Below are 13,911 nucleotides of genomic sequence, written 5' to 3'. Positions count from 1 at the left end.
AGATCGTGCCCGCTAGGTAAGTGCGGCCGTGTGAATACGATCATCATGTCTGATTCAAGGGTGCCGAGTGGGGCGTTGGTGTTGGCGAGTACTGCTTTCTCGATTCTGGTGGAGTTGCCACCGAGGCATATGCCACCGAGTTTGAGAATATTGCTGGTCAGCGGTTTACCCCACCGGATAAGAGAAAATGAGAAGGATGGTTCACAGATGACGAATCATTGGTCCGAGATTGTTACCGACCTGGCTTATGAGTTAAGGGATTTGGCTCAGTTGGAGTGTGGCGACGATTGGGATTCGGTTGTGGAATACTATCATCGAGGATTGGGTGTCATAAACCAAACTGATCGTGTTTTCACGTCCGAAACTGTGACTGGGCTTCTGAAGAATCTGACTCAAGCGCGGGGGATACAAAGGCGGCTTTCGAAACATATTAAGGCTGAGGCGATTAATGAGTCGTGGCACACGGTGATTATTACAGTTTGGCGTGACCCTGTTGATGTTGATGTTCGGTTCATTAATGACGCTGACGAGGCTCGGCGCCTTGACGATCTTATCTATGATCTTGACCGCTCAAAGATCAACGAAGCATTGCGGCCACCTGCCAGGGATATCGACGGTGGTTCGTTTCAGTAGCGGTTTTCTGAGTTTGGGAGGGGTTTAATTTTGTCTTTTGATGGTGAAGTTTTGGTTTTGGCTGAGCGTATTTGGTCGGGGTTGGTTGAGCGTGGTTGGGCTGCTGTGCGTGAGGTTTCGGAGGTGGGTGTTTATGAGGGTTTGACTGGTGTGGCGCCCGAGGCGGGTATGGGGGCGTTGTGGTCGGTGCTGGGTGGGGTTGATGTGGGTGGTTTGCCGATTGATTCGGAGGCGACTGCTGGTGCTCGGTGTGCGTCGATGGCCGAGCAGGCCGAGGCGTTGGGTGTGGGTGAGCCTTTTGATGAGTTGGATGGGTCCGCCGAGGGGGATGTTCGGTTGGTGTGGTGGGACCGGGGGTGGGTTCCGTTGTTTATGAGTGCCGATGATGCTTTTGCTGTCGATGGTCATCCCGGTGCGGGTGGGCGTGCAGGTCAGGTGATTTATTGCGACCTTGATTACGGGTGCGGGCGGGAGGCGTTGTGGCCCTCGCTTGTTGATTTTTTGAACGACATGCTTGCGGTGGTTTCCTCTGATGGTTTTGTGGTTGAGGGTGATTCGGGGATCGGTTGGTTGGCTGATGATGCGGGGCAGGATCAGTGGATGTTGCGAATTTTGCTTGATGTCGGTTTTGCTCGGCGTGATGGTCGGCCGGTGCCGTATCCGGCGTTGCGGTGATTGCGATGTCCGGTTCTCAGGTGGAGTTGGTTGAGGTGATGGCGTGACGAGCGTTGACGGGTTCGATATTTCTGCGCGGTCTTGGTGGGTCACTGATGACTACATGCTGTGGAACGGGGAGTGGTACCGGTTCAATCAGCGTGGTGATGATTTGTGGGTGTACTCGTCGAATCTGTTGCCGTTGCCGGAGGGATTCGCGGAGATGACGACGCGGCCGTTGCAGACGAATGGTTTTGTGAAGACCTCGGCGGCGCAGGTGGGGCCGGTGGTGCGGGTTCAGACGTTGGTGTTGTGGAAGAACGTGCTGTGGGATGTGCTGGGTGTTCGTGGTGATGGGGAGGCGGTGTTGTTGTCTCGGTTGACGGGGTTGCCCGATGACTATGTTGATGGCCGGCCGTATCCTCCTGAGCTGCTGTTTCGTGGGTGGCCGGGGGTGGTGTTTGAAGATCGAGATCTGATTTCGGTGTGGGTGCGGCCCGCTGAGTTGGCGGGGGTGCGGGTGGATGTGACGCCGGTGGAGTTGCCGCGGGTGCTGCGTGATGAGCGCCTGTCGTGGTGGCGTGAGTCGTTGGTGCGTTCGCCTTTTGTGTCGGGGGAGGATGCGGTGGTGTTGGTGCGGGAGTTTGTGGCTCGGACCGAGATTGTGGTGGGGGAGTATCCGATGGAGGATTTGGTGGCGTCGCGATTGCGTGATGGTTGGCGGGTGTGGGCGCAGCCTCCGCAAGTGCGCGACGTTGCTGATCTGAGGTTGGGTTGGGCGGTGTTCTATGTCGCTGATGATGGGGTGGTTGTTCGGTCGTCGACGTCGGTGTCGTTTGAGGAGTCGGAGCGGGGTTTGTCGAATGAGCTTTTGGCTCGGTTGATGGCTGCACCGCGGATCGCCTCGTCGGGGCCGGTGAGCGTTGGTGTTGGGCCGGAGCTGATAGGGTAAGGCTTTTGGCTTGCCCGGTGCGATTGGGCGGAACAGTTCGGGAAAGGTTGGCGCAGCTTATGAGTGATGCGACTTCTTTCCTGTGCCTGCAGGCGCGACCGGGCATCGATGGTTCTGGTCCGGAACAGGCGGGTGCCTCGATCGTTGTGGGCTCCGGGGGCCGCAATTGGTTTAGCTGACCGCTGACCCGTAGATGAATTTCAATCACAATGGTGGCCCCGGCGCCCTGCGGTTCGGCTGGGCGGTGTTTTACGTCGCCGACGACGGTGTCGTCATCCGATCTTCGACTCAGGAATCGGTGACCGATGCGGGACGGAAACTGTCGAACGGATTACTTCAGCGGCTACTGGTGGGACGGCAGATCGCGTCGACCGGACCCGGCAGTCGTGGCTTTGCGCCGACCGTCCTGAGCCCGCAGACCCAAGGCTAAGTGGCGGACTAGCCGACTACGAGCGAAGCGTGCTGACACCGAGTACCGCGACTGAGCCAACCAGCACCAGTCCGGCGATGGTGAACCCGATGCCAGAACGGCGATTGATGTCGCGCTGCTCGGCGTAAGTGCGCACACGAGTCTCTCGCCCAGCACGTCCGGATCGCACCGACGTGACGCAGTTGTTGCTTTGGGACATGGCGTTCCCGTTACAGAGGGCCTGCGAACTGGTCAGGTTGTTGACGCCTGCGCCCAGCATGAAAAGCCCGGCGATTAGGGCGATGCCCAGCATGACGAACGTGAGAAACGATTTTTTCATTAGTGGGCCATCGTATACATCGCACGATCACGGCCCGTTGCCGCCGTCAGTGACGATCGGGGCCTACTTGAACGCTGCAGAAGCGGTCGGGTTGCACTTGGTGGATCCAGGCCGTCCAGATGATCCGGTGCATGCCGACGCTTCACCAGCAGTGGGTCGCGTTCGCGCCGCCAAATCGGCGACAGCCAGGGGTTTTGTTACTTTCCGGGACCGTCGGACGGCTCCTCATCCGCTTCGTCTTCCTCGACGCGTTCGGTGACTTCGAGCTGGAAGTCGTCCCACTCGTCTTGCTGAGCGCCCAGGATGACGGCCGATTCGAGCATTTCGCCACCCTTCACCTCGCGGAGAATCATCGGGTCGCTCCGCAGATCCTTCACGAGTGCGACACACATCAGCACCAGGGCGACGGCAAAGGGGAGCGCCGAAATAAACGTGAGGTTCTGAATGCCGGATAAGGCATCCTCGCCGCCAATCACCAGCAGAACAGCGGCGACCGCGCCCGTGGCGGCACCCCAGAAGACCACTACCCAGCGGCGCGGGAACAGGCTGCCGCGCTGCGACAACGTGCCCATCACGATCGACGCCGCATCCGCCCCTGACACGAAGAAGATCGCGACGAGGATCATCACCAGGACCGACGTAATTCCAGTCCAGGGCAGTTCCTTGAGGACGTTGAACGTGATCTCTTCGGTGGTGCCCTTACCTAACGGGGAGTGGCCCTTCTTTTGATCGGCGATCGCGGTACCGCCGAACGTAGTGAACCAGAACAAACTGACCACGCTCGGTACCAGGATGACACCGGCGACGAACTGTCGAATCGTGCGGCCGCGGCTGATCCGAGCCAGGAACATGCCGACGAACGGCGTCCACGAGATCCACCATGCCCAGTAGAAGATGGTCTGCGTCGACAGGTACTCCTGCATGGCGTCGCCGCCCGTGGCACCGGACTGCGAGATCATGCCGGGAAGGTCGTTGAGGTAACTACCGATTGTCGTCGGCAACAGATCAAGGATGAACACCGTCGGCCCGGCGACAAACAGGAACACGGCCAGCAGCAGCGCCAACACCATGTTGATGTTCGACAGCCACTGAATGCCCTTCGCCAGTCCCGACACTGCGGACAAGATGAAGCAGCAGGTCAGAATGGCGATGATCACCACTAGAACACTGGTGCCCACGTTTTCGATCCAGCCGCCCGATTCCAAACCCTTCCGGATTTGCAATGCACCCAAACCGAGCGACGCCGCGGACCCGAACAGGGTCGCGAAGAGGGCTAGCCCGTCAATCACCTTGCCAGCAGGGCCTTGAGTGCCGCGTTCGCCGAACAGTGGGACAAATACCGAGCTAATCAACTGCGGCCGACCGCGTCGGAACACGCTGTACCCAAGCGCGAGGCCCAGCACCGCGTAGATGGACCACGGATGCAATCCCCAATGGAACATGGACGTCGCCATCGCGGTGCGGATGGCGTCATCGGACCTGGCTAGCGCGGTCCCGGGTGGCGGATCCATGAAGAGCATCAAAGGCTCGGCCATGCCGAAAAAGATTAAGCCGATGCCCATGCCGGCGCTGAACATCATCGCGATCCACGAAATTGTCTTAAACTCGGGCTTCTCGCCGTCGGCGCCGAGCGGAATTTTCCCGTACTTGCTGAACGCCAGCCACAGGGCAAACACCACGAGTGCCGTGGACGTCATGATGAATACCCACCCGAAGTTGACCAGAAGCCAATCGAGGATTGTTTGCGCGGTGGAGGCCAGCGTGTCCGACGAGGCAAAGCCCCAGATCACGAAGCCGACACATATGGCGGCGACAACGCCGAAAAAAATCCAATCGGTTCTCGGCGGTCCCTCCTCCGGGGTGGCACCGCCCTTCGACGTGAGGTGCAGAACCTCGTGATTCTGCCCATTTGAGTTATCTACAGTCACAGTCGTGCTCTCCCCTTATCGACGTGACGGAGTCGATCACGGAGGGGCCTCATAATGACGGCCGGTCGACTCCGATCAAGCGGCCTCAACGTATCAAAACGTCCGACCGCAAGCCCGCCGCCCAAATTGGGCTTGGTTGCATAGGCCTCCTTAGTGTCCTACCGTGCGTTGAGTCACACATCCAACTGCAGGAAGACCGCGACCCGTGCCTGATTTGTCTCAAGTGCAACTGCTCACCGAACTCGAACCCGCTGCAGAAAAGGAACTGAACCGGCATTTGTCGTTGGCGCGGGACTGGCATCCGCACGACTACGTGCCGTGGGATCAGGGCCGCAACTTTGCTGCCATGGGCGGCGAGGATTGGGATCCCGAGCAGTCGCAGCTGAGCCCGGTCGCCAAGGCCGCGATGACGTTGAACCTGCTGACGGAGGACAACCTGCCGTCGTACCACCGCGAAATCACTCAGTACTTTTCCCCTGACGGCGCGTGGGGCACCTGGGTGGGCCGCTGGACCGCCGAAGAGAATCGGCACGCCATCGTCATGCGCGACTACCTGACGGTGACCCGCGGCGTTGACCCCGTCGCCCTCGAGAATGACCGCATGGTCAATATGACGAAGGGCGCGCACTCCGACGACCTCAACGGACTGATGCGCGGTGTTGCCTACGTTGCTGTTCAGGAGCTCGGCACCCGCGTGAGCCACCGCAATACCGGTAAGGCGTGCAATGATCCGATCGCTGACCGGATGTTGCAGCGCATCGCGGCCGACGAAAATCTGCACATGGTGTTCTACCGAAACATCTGCGCCGCCGCGCTCGACCTCGCCCCCGACCAGGCAATGGAGGCCATTGCCAGCGTCGTCATGACTTTCGAGATGCCCGGAATCGGCATGCCGAACTTCCGCAAGATGAGCCTGATGATGGCCAAGCACGGGATTTACGACATCCGTCAGCACCTCGACGACGTCGTCTGGCCGATCATGCGGAAGTGGAACATCTTCGAGCGCAACGACTTCGGCGGTCGCGGCGAGAAGGCCCGCGAAGAGTTGGCCGCGTGGTTGGAGAAGACCGAGGTCGATGCCAAACGCTTTGAAGAGCAGCGCGACCGGTTCCTCGCTCGCGAAGCTGCCAAGAAAGAAAAAGTCGGGGTCTAAGCGAACGTTCGTATTTGAATCCCCGATTTGGGGGTTAACTGACCGCAAAACGCGATTTTGGCCAAATCGGGGATTCAAATACGAAGAGTCAGTACGCGGTGAATGCCATCGCGCCGCCGCTCTTCGGGGGAGCAGTCGCGGTTCCGGGGCCCAGGAAGTCGCGACCGATCCACACCGTCGGCGTCAACTGCCGGTACTCGTGGGTGCTGACGGAGATACCAGCGAAGTCGCGGACGAAGTCGGCAGTCCAGACCGGTTCCCGATCGGCAAACGAGCGCGGTGCGTAATGCACGGGAGCCCCGGCATCCAACCCTGTGATGTATTCCTTGTGCACCCACGGCTGGCCTTGCGGTCCCGTCGTAAAGTGCAGGGCATCACCGAGTTTGCTTTGCATGGTGACGAAGTTCTTCGCCGAGGCGTAGTCCTTGAGTCCGGTCGCAGACTGCTGGACGGGTAGCAAGTACAGGCGATACTTTCCGGCTGGTGGCCGTTGGCCTGCATCGGCGGCCTTGAACAGTTCGACGATCTGTGAACTGCTGCATTCGTCCATCAGGCTGTGGATGGTGGTTTGTGCGCTGCGCTCGTCGACCGCACAGTTTCCGCCGGGGGTAGCGGGTTGCGCGTCGGCCGATCCGGCAAGGGCAGTGCCTGCAAGAAGGGCCGTTGCTGCTGTGGCGGCGGCCGTCGTACGAATCCTGGTGGAGTTCTTCAACGGGAGAATTCCTTTGATCGATCGATGCGCCAGCAGGCCCGACTCGGCCGATCGTGGCTGCAACGAGGGGTTTGTCGTCCGAACGTACGGCACGATAACGGTAGGTGGCGGCTGGCACCTAGCCGCTGGTCCGGGCGCGCTCAGATTTGACGGCACTCAGTGATGTCGCCAACGACGATCCCGCTACTGTGAAAGCGCACGCACGACCGTCCCGGCGAGCGAGCAGACACGTCCGTCGCAGTAGGAAGGTCCGAATATGGAGAGATTGAGCGGACTCGACGCGTCGTTTCTGTACCTGGAGACGCCGTCACAGGTGATGAGCGTGGCGGCCATCGTTGTCATCGACCCGTCGACGATTCCCGGTGGCTACACCTTCGAGGGTCTGCGCCGCGAGATGGGACGACGCGTGAGTGGGCTCCCGGTATTGCGTCGCAAACTTGCGGACTCGATGACCAACGTCGACCATCCGGTGTGGGTGGAAGACGAAGGGTTCGACATTGAACGTCACGTCCACCGCATCGCAATCCCCGAGCCCGGCACCATTGACGAGATGGCCCAAACCTGCGGCCACCTCGTCGGGCAAGTCCTTGACCGGAAGAAGCCGTTGTGGGACCTGTGGGTTCTGGAAGGCATGGCCGACGGCAACTTGGTGCTGGTTCTGCGGATTCATCACGCGTGCGTCGACGGCGCGACCGTAGCCGAAATCCTCGACGAACTCGCCACGGCATCGCCGGAGGCACCCACCCTTGACGCCATGCGGGTGGCTGAAACTGCCGGTGGCGCTTCGCGTTCGGACATTGCGGTGGCTGGCGCGTTCAACTACTTCCTGCAACGGCCGATCGCCGCTCTGAAGCTGATCCCCAAAACTCTTCCGGTGCCGTTCGACTGGATCAAACGCGCCCGCGGCGGCGACGGTATGCCCGCCCCATTCGTTGCCCCCCGCACGCCGTTCAATGCTCCGTTGACGACCCGTCGCAGTCTCGCGTTCGCGAACATGCCGCTCGACGACCTTAAACGCATCAAGAATCACTTCGACGTGAAGCTCAACGATGTTGTCCTCGCCATGGCTGGCGGCGCCCTGCGTGCCTACCTGGAAGAGCGCGGCGAGCTTCCCGACGCCCCGCTTGTCGGCATGATTCCGGTATCGGTGCGCAGCGCGGAAGAGAACGACCTCATCGAGGCTGGCACCAACAAGGTGTCGGGCATGTTCACGCGCCTGGCCACCACCAGCGCTGACCCCGTCGAACGCATCCGGTTGGCTGGCGAATACGCCAACCAGTCGAAGGATCATCACCAGGGGATCGACGCGAACATTTTGCGCGCCTACGCCGAGTTCGCGCCCGGCCAGGCCCTCGGGTCGTTAATGCGGATGTACACCGACCGCCAGATGTCGGGGATGCACCCGCCAGTGTTTAACGCGATCATTTCCAACGTCGCTGGCCCCAACCGCCCGATGTACGTGCTTGGGGGACGCGTCACCGCCGTGTACCCGATGGGGCCGATTTTCCACGGACTAGGACTCAACATCACAGTCATATCCGTCGATGGAATGCTCAACGTCGGACTGCTCTCGTGCCCCGACCTCGTCAGCGACCTGTGGGACTTGGTCAACGGGTTCCAAACCCAACTCGATGAGTTGCTGGCAGTCGTCGCCGCCGACCTCGAAAAGCAGGACGACGAGGTAACCGGCGAGTAGTCGGCGATTCTCGCGCCCCTGAGCGGTCTGTGCGGGTAGCTTCCAAATCAGGACTGCCGGGGGCGAACGCGTACCGCTGCGGAAGCCACACCGGCCCACCGAACACGGAGGCCCACATGGAATTCGACGACGTCATCCGGACCACGTTCGCGGCCCGCGAGTTCACCGGCGACCCGGTTCCTGACGAGATGCTGTGGCAGATCCTCGATACCGCGAGATTTGCACCCAGTGGTGGCAATCGCCAGGGCGCGCACGTAATTGTGGTGCGCGACCCGAAAGTGAAAGACCAGATCGCCGAATTGAGCAAGCCCGCAGCCCGCCGTTACCTGGCGCAGAAACGGGCTGGGGAGGTGCCCTGGAACACGGTAAGTAAGACCTCCGTGACCGAAGCAGATCTTGCCTCGACGCCCGGCGTTGACGCGTTCGTCGCCCCGTTGCGCGCAGCACCGCTGCTGCTGGTGGTGGCTGTCGACCTGTCGCTGGTCGCGGCCATGGATTCCGAACTTGACCGCGTCGGCATCGTCGGAGGTGCCTCAGTGTATCCGCTGGTCTGGAACATTTTGACGTCGGCGCGGGCAGCAGGTTTGGGCGGCACCATCACGACCGTCGCCGCCGCCCAAGAACCTGCGATGCAAAAACTCCTCGGCATGCCCGCAACCTTCGCCGTCGCCGCAGTCCTGCCCATCGGACGGCCCGTCAAACAACTCACGAAACTACGCCGCGAAGGCGTCCATGAATTCGTCACCCTCGAACGCTTCGACGGCGAACCGCTGGGTGGGGTGCTTGAAGGTGAATCGGGGGAGTAGGTCAGCGCCGTATCGCTACTCCGAATTCAGCTCCCGCAGCCACGCCGAGGCGGAGGCGTCGGACGGGGAACGCCAGTCGCCGCGGGGCGAGAGGGAACCGCCGGAACCGATCTTCGGGCCGTTTGGCATCGCCGTCCGCTTGAACTGGTTCGCCATGAACCGCTTCAAGAAAGTCGTCAGCCACTTGTTGATGGTGGCGTCGTCGTACTCGTTGCGTTCGGACTCGGGCATCATCTCCGACCACTCGCCGTGCTCACGGCTGCCCCACGCCTGCTGCGCCAAGTACTCAATCTTGCTGGGGCGATAGCCGAAACGAGTGAGGTAGTAGAGGAAGAAGTCGTGGAGCTCGTACGGGCCTACGGCATCTTCGGTGCTCTGCACCTGGCCGTCTTCACCAGCGGGAACCAACTCCGGCGAGATCACGTCGTCCAGGATCTCCTGCAGCGTCTCGATGGTTTCCGGCAGGTAGTGCGCCGAGTGAATCTTCCAGCGGATCAGGTGTTGGATCAGGGTCTTGGGGACGCTGCCGTTGACGTTGTAGTGCGACATCTGGTCGCCGACGCCGTACGTGCACCAACCCAACGCCAGCTCGGACAAGTCTCCGGTCCCCAAGACAATGCCGCCGAGATGGTTCGCCAAGCGGAACAAATGTGACGTCCGCTGGCCGGCCTGAACATTCTCGAAGGTGACGTCGTAGACGGGCTCGCCAGCGGCAAATGGGTGCCCCAAATCGGTGAGCATCTGCATGCACGCTGGCCGAATATCGAGCTCGTTGCCCGACACCCCCAACGAATCCATCAGCACGTGACTGCGGGCCAACGTGGCCCCGCCAGTCGCGAATCCCGGCATCGTGTAGGCGTGGATGTTAGTGCGCGGCAAGCCCATCGCGTCGAGCGCTTGAACCGCGACGAGCAACGCGAGGGTGGAATCGAGGCCGCCGGAAACACCGATCACAATCTTGTTGATGCCCGTCGAACGCAAACGCTGGACCAGCCCCTGTGCCTGAATGGCGAGGACCTCGCGGCACCGCTCATCACGGTCGGCGGCACCGGTCGGGACGAAGGGGAAACGCGGGACGGCACGCCGCAGCGTCGTGTCCGATTCCGGAACCCCGAGCGTGAATGTGACTCGGCGTAGCGCGCGGGCCTGGTCGGCGAAGTCACCAACCTGGTCGCGCAAGCTGATCATGCGGGCGCGCTCCTGGCGGATACGGTCGAGGTCGACGTCGCTCACGATCAATTGCGGTTCCATCAAGAACGGCTCCGACCGCGCCAGGAGGCTGCCGTTCTCGGCGATGAGGGCGTCGCCGTCCCAAGCGAGGTCGGTCGTCGACTCGCCAAAGCCCGCCGACACGTAGACCTGCGCGGCAATGCAGCGAGCCGAATGGCCCGTCACCAACGACCGCCGGTACTGCTGTTTCCCGACGGTGACAGGGCTGCCGGACAGGTTCAGCAGGACCGTCGCGCCAGCGAGCGACGCCCAGGTACTCGGCGGAATTGCCACCCAACCGTCCTCGCACACCTCCGCGTGAATCCGCAGGCCAGGAAGATCCTCGGCCTCGAAGATTAAGTCGTTGCCGAACGGAACACGCTGCCCGGCAACGGTAATGGTGTCGCGAACCGTGTCGCGGGCGGCCGCAAAGTAGCGCTGCTCGTAAAACTCGCGGTAGTTCGGCAAGTACGACTTCGGTGCCACGCCCAACACCTGACCGCCGTGAATCAGAATCGCGCAGTTAAACAGCGAGTCGTCGACCCGCAACGGCGCACCCACCACAACCACGGGCGCCAAATTCTCCGTCGCCGCAATCACCGCAGCCAACCCCGCATCGACCTCGTCGAGCAGCGCATCCTGCTGCACCAAATCGTCGACGCTGTAGCCGCACAACCCCAACTCGGGGAACGCGACCAACGCCACCGACTCCTCGTGAGCGCGATGAATTAACTCGATGGTGCGCGAAGCATTCTGGCGCGGGTCGGCAAGAGCGACCTGAGGGACGGCGGCAGCGAGGCGGACGAATCCGTGTGAATAGGGCGACACGCATTCAGGCTAATCGCTAACGGCATGCCACGATGGAAGGTGTGGCGGCCCCGTCGCCCGTAGTCCGTGGATTCTTCACACGTTTGGATTCTGGAAAAGGTCAGGTGTTCTACGCATGTCCAGGTTGTTCGCGCGCTCGTCGTTCGTCATGGCGCTGGTCGCTACCGTCGCATTGCTCGCGGGGGCCTTCGCCGGCACCGCGGCCGCACACTCCGCACTGATCGGGTCCAACCCCGACAACGGCGCCAAGGTCGCCGTCGCACCCGCCGAGGTCGTGCTGACATTCAACGAAGACCTCAAGACCGAATACGCAGTCCTCAAGGTCGTCGGACCCGACAACCACTTCTGGCAGCAGGGTGAACCCACCGTTCAGGGCGCCCAAATGTCTGTCGCGCTCAACGGTCTCGGGCCGGTCGGCGAATACAAAATCAACTACCGCGTGACGTCTGCCGATGGTCATCCCATCGAAGGCCAGCGGACCTTTGAACTCACCGCAGCGGGCAATGGCACGCCCGGTGCGCAGGCCGACGACTGGCAGCCGGAAACCGATCACGGCGTCCAAGCCTGGCCGTTCATCATCGGTGGCGTCGTCGCAATCCTGCTGATTGCAGGCGTTCTCGCGATGCTGCTGTCGAAGCGTCGCCGCTGAGCAAAGGCATGACCGGGAGCGATGTGACGTCGTTGCGAGGTGGGATCATCGCGGCCGGTCTGGCACTGGCTGTCGTAGGGGTTGGTTTCTGCCAGATCCTCGCCCGGCCCGAAGCGTCGTCGTGGGCCGGAGCCGTCGCATTGACGGCGCTATGTCTGCTGGTCGGACTGGGGACGCTGCCGCAGCTAGGCGGCACCCCGACCGTTCCGGCGATCGTCACAGCCGCCGGCGTGTGGGGCGTCGCCAGCGTGATCGGCGGTTGGCTCCAAGTGGCCGATCGCGCCGGGATTTCCCCGTTCGACGTCGGGCTGTCCGACATTTCGACCAGCGTCGAAATGGGACTGCCCGTGCTGGTCGGGGCACTCGGTTCCCTTACTGTGCTCGCCTGGTGCGCTTTCGCATTGCGGGGTGATCCGCCGATTGGGATCGTCGCGATGGTCGCAGCACTCGGCATCCTCGTGGTGTCGGTGACCGGGCACGGCGGCCACTCAGCTTGGGTGCCCGTGGTTCTCGGCGTCCATGCGCTGAGTGCCGCCTGGTGGGCGGGAACCCTCGCCGCGTTGATCGTGACCGTACGCGGCAAAGGCGGTTGGGCGCGGATCCTCCCCGAATTCTCTTCTCGCGCATTGCCAGTGGTCGCCGCGTTGACCGCGACCGGCGTGATCGCGGCGGTCGTGCAACTCGGAATCGGCTCCCAACTGTGGGACACCGGGTACGGGCGGACGGTCGTTGCGAAAACACTGCTGCTCGCGGTCACGTTGGGCCTCGCGTGGTGGCACCGGAGGTCGTGGGTGCCGCGCGCACGCCGCCACGGCGTCACCGAACGCGAATCGATCATTCGCGCAGGCAGCGAACTGCTGATTTTGGCGGTCGTGCTCGGGCTTGCGGCCGGGTTAGCGACGACCGGTGTCATCTAGTTTCGATTTGCGTGGCGACATGCCGCACAGAGCGGCATGTCGCCACGCAAAATTGAATGGAACCGATCGCCGTCCCGCTGCGTCTAATTCATATGGGGGATATCGGGGCGGTGGCGGCGTTCTTGGCCGCCCATGATGGGATCATCACGACCAAACAGGCGGCCGACCGCGGGCTCACGCGACATCACATCGACGGCAAAGTTCGTCGAGGTGAGTGGCTTCGGTTAGCACCGGGAGTATTTCGGTCATCCGCGCACGACTACACGGAAACCGCCATGGTCCGCGCGGTGGTCGTAGCTCATCGCGGAACAGCGGACGGGACCACCGCTGCCTGGTGGTTGGGGATGTTGACGCAGTTACCAATGCCCCTGAGCCTCTCGTGCTTGAACAAACCCGCCCCGACTGACTGGCCGGTAGATGTGCGAGTGAGCCGCCGCGGACTTCGCTCAGAAATGGTGACGCAGAGTCGGGACTTAGCTGTGACCATCAAACCCCTGACGGCTTTGATCGCGGCGGTCGAACTGCCGGACGGCAGCGCGTTCCTCGATCGAATGCTGCAGATCCGGCAGGTCAGTCTCGACGAACTCCAGCGTGCGGTAGTCGCTGCCACTGGCATGCACGGCATTGTCCAGGCGCGGAAGCTGCTGAAGGTTGCCAGCTCCGACAGTGAGTCCGAAGCCGAAAGGCTCTTTGTCCGCTTGCTGAAAGGCCGCTGCATTACCGGATGGGTACAGCAGATGTGGTCGGGCCGATTTCGGTTGGACTTCGCATGGCCGGAGCAGCAGGTTGCCGTCGAAATCTCCGGCTGGGCCTTCCACCGCTATCAGGACCGCCACACCAACGACATCAACAAGGCCAACCATCTGGAGGCCATTGGTTGGCGAAAGCTGGAATTCAACTGGCACATGCTCAACGATTCGGGCGAGGACTGCATTGATCAGGTGGTCGCTCTGCTAAATGCGCGAGGTGCTGCCGAGTTCTGACGACCCGATTGCGATTTGCGTGGCGACATGCCGCGTAGCGCG

The 13,911-nt window shown here is 61.8% G+C and carries 14 protein-coding genes; 10 read left to right on the top strand and 4 right to left on the bottom strand.

The features are described from left to right. Nucleotides 1-30: 30 nt before the first annotated feature. The 4 genes from AC1L34_RS10935 to AC1L34_RS10920 all read left to right on the top strand — a co-directional run bounded on the left by AC1L34_RS10935 (nucleotide 31) and on the right by AC1L34_RS10920 (nucleotide 2,669). On the top strand, nucleotides 31-633 hold the full coding sequence (locus AC1L34_RS10935; protein WP_424322690.1) for a hypothetical protein: 603 nt from the start codon (nucleotides 31-33) through the stop codon (nucleotides 631-633). Nucleotides 634-663: 30 nt separating this feature from the next. Continuing rightward, entirely contained in the window at nucleotides 664-1,308 is a 645-nt protein-coding gene (locus AC1L34_RS10930) for an SMI1/KNR4 family protein (RefSeq protein WP_424323633.1), read from the top strand. Between the two features lie 43 nt (nucleotides 1,309-1,351). Continuing rightward, nucleotides 1,352-2,239, top strand: a complete 888-nt coding sequence (locus tag AC1L34_RS10925) for a hypothetical protein (protein ID WP_424323632.1) — start codon at nucleotides 1,352-1,354, stop codon at nucleotides 2,237-2,239. Nucleotides 2,240-2,432: 193 nt separating this feature from the next. Beyond that, entirely contained in the window at nucleotides 2,433-2,669 is a 237-nt protein-coding gene (locus AC1L34_RS10920; RefSeq protein WP_424322693.1) for a hypothetical protein, read from the top strand. Between the two features lie 16 nt (nucleotides 2,670-2,685). Here AC1L34_RS10920 and AC1L34_RS10915 read toward each other — a convergent pair whose 3' ends face one another. Beyond that, a complete protein-coding gene (locus AC1L34_RS10915) occupies nucleotides 2,686-2,988 on the bottom strand; it encodes a hypothetical protein (RefSeq protein WP_480034769.1) in 303 nt (100 codons plus the stop codon). Nucleotides 2,989-3,185: 197 nt separating this feature from the next. Then, nucleotides 3,186-4,877: a BCCT family transporter gene (locus tag AC1L34_RS10910; RefSeq protein ID WP_424322698.1), complete on the bottom strand. Its 1,692-nt coding sequence runs from the start codon at nucleotides 4,875-4,877 to the stop codon at nucleotides 3,186-3,188. A gap of 244 nt (nucleotides 4,878-5,121) precedes the next feature. Between AC1L34_RS10910 and AC1L34_RS10905 the strand changes: the two genes are divergently transcribed. Beyond that, complete coding sequence (locus AC1L34_RS10905; RefSeq protein ID WP_424322695.1) at nucleotides 5,122-6,069, top strand: acyl-ACP desaturase; 948 nt, start codon at nucleotides 5,122-5,124, stop codon at nucleotides 6,067-6,069. Nucleotides 6,070-6,157: 88 nt separating this feature from the next. Here the strand turns inward: AC1L34_RS10905 and AC1L34_RS10900 are convergent, their stop codons facing one another. After that, nucleotides 6,158-6,874, bottom strand: coding sequence for a hypothetical protein (locus AC1L34_RS10900; RefSeq protein ID WP_424296087.1), 717 nt, complete (start codon nucleotides 6,872-6,874; stop codon nucleotides 6,158-6,160). A 163-nt stretch (nucleotides 6,875-7,037) separates the two neighbouring features. Between AC1L34_RS10900 and AC1L34_RS10895 the strand changes: the two genes are divergently transcribed. Then, on the top strand, nucleotides 7,038-8,477 hold the full coding sequence (locus AC1L34_RS10895; RefSeq protein WP_424296089.1) for a WS/DGAT/MGAT family O-acyltransferase: 1,440 nt from the start codon (nucleotides 7,038-7,040) through the stop codon (nucleotides 8,475-8,477). A gap of 116 nt (nucleotides 8,478-8,593) precedes the next feature. Next, nucleotides 8,594-9,283: a nitroreductase family protein gene (locus tag AC1L34_RS10890; RefSeq protein ID WP_424296091.1), complete on the top strand. Its 690-nt coding sequence runs from the start codon at nucleotides 8,594-8,596 to the stop codon at nucleotides 9,281-9,283. 15 nt (nucleotides 9,284-9,298) lie between these two features. On the opposite strand, the gene AC1L34_RS10885 is transcribed toward AC1L34_RS10890, so the two are convergent. Next, nucleotides 9,299-11,320: an NAD(+) synthase gene (locus AC1L34_RS10885; RefSeq protein WP_480034768.1), complete on the bottom strand. Its 2,022-nt coding sequence runs from the start codon at nucleotides 11,318-11,320 to the stop codon at nucleotides 9,299-9,301. A gap of 115 nt (nucleotides 11,321-11,435) precedes the next feature. On the opposite strand from AC1L34_RS10885, the gene AC1L34_RS10880 reads away from it, so the two are divergent. Genes AC1L34_RS10880 through AC1L34_RS10870 form a run of 3 tightly spaced genes read left to right on the top strand, consistent with a single transcriptional unit; the run spans nucleotide 11,436 to nucleotide 13,869 of the window. Beyond that, a complete protein-coding gene (locus tag AC1L34_RS10880) occupies nucleotides 11,436-11,969 on the top strand; it encodes a copper resistance CopC family protein (protein WP_424296095.1) in 534 nt (177 codons plus the stop codon). Nucleotides 11,970-11,977: 8 nt separating this feature from the next. Beyond that, on the top strand, nucleotides 11,978-12,886 hold the full coding sequence (locus AC1L34_RS10875) for a copper resistance D family protein (RefSeq protein ID WP_424325662.1): 909 nt from the start codon (nucleotides 11,978-11,980) through the stop codon (nucleotides 12,884-12,886). Nucleotides 12,887-12,942: 56 nt separating this feature from the next. Beyond that, nucleotides 12,943-13,869 (top strand): type IV toxin-antitoxin system AbiEi family antitoxin domain-containing protein, encoded by a 927-nt coding sequence (locus tag AC1L34_RS10870; RefSeq protein ID WP_480034767.1) that lies wholly within the window; start codon nucleotides 12,943-12,945, stop codon nucleotides 13,867-13,869. Nucleotides 13,870-13,911 lie beyond the last annotated feature (42 nt).

The organism is Gordonia sp. 34D, assembly GCF_056682775.1.
The sequence above is the reverse complement of the archived record's forward strand: the minus strand, read 5'-3'. Positions and strand labels throughout refer to the sequence as shown.

Excerpts from the sequence above, each read along its gene's own strand:
- AC1L34_RS10920 (WP_424322693.1), top strand. The coding sequence starts at position 2,433 with ATGAATTTCAATCACAATGGTGGCCCCGGCGCCCTGCGGTTCGGCTGG.
- AC1L34_RS10915 (WP_480034769.1), bottom strand. The coding sequence starts at position 2,988 with ATGAAAAAATCGTTTCTCACGTTCGTCATGCTGGGCATCGCCCTAATC.
- AC1L34_RS10895 (WP_424296089.1), top strand. The coding sequence starts at position 7,038 with ATGGAGAGATTGAGCGGACTCGACGCGTCGTTTCTGTACCTGGAGACG.
- AC1L34_RS10890 (WP_424296091.1), top strand. The coding sequence starts at position 8,594 with ATGGAATTCGACGACGTCATCCGGACCACGTTCGCGGCCCGCGAGTTC.
- AC1L34_RS10880 (WP_424296095.1), top strand. The coding sequence starts at position 11,436 with ATGTCCAGGTTGTTCGCGCGCTCGTCGTTCGTCATGGCGCTGGTCGCT.
- AC1L34_RS10875 (WP_424325662.1), top strand. The coding sequence starts at position 11,978 with ATGACCGGGAGCGATGTGACGTCGTTGCGAGGTGGGATCATCGCGGCC.
- AC1L34_RS10870 (WP_480034767.1), top strand. The coding sequence starts at position 12,943 with ATGGAACCGATCGCCGTCCCGCTGCGTCTAATTCATATGGGGGATATC.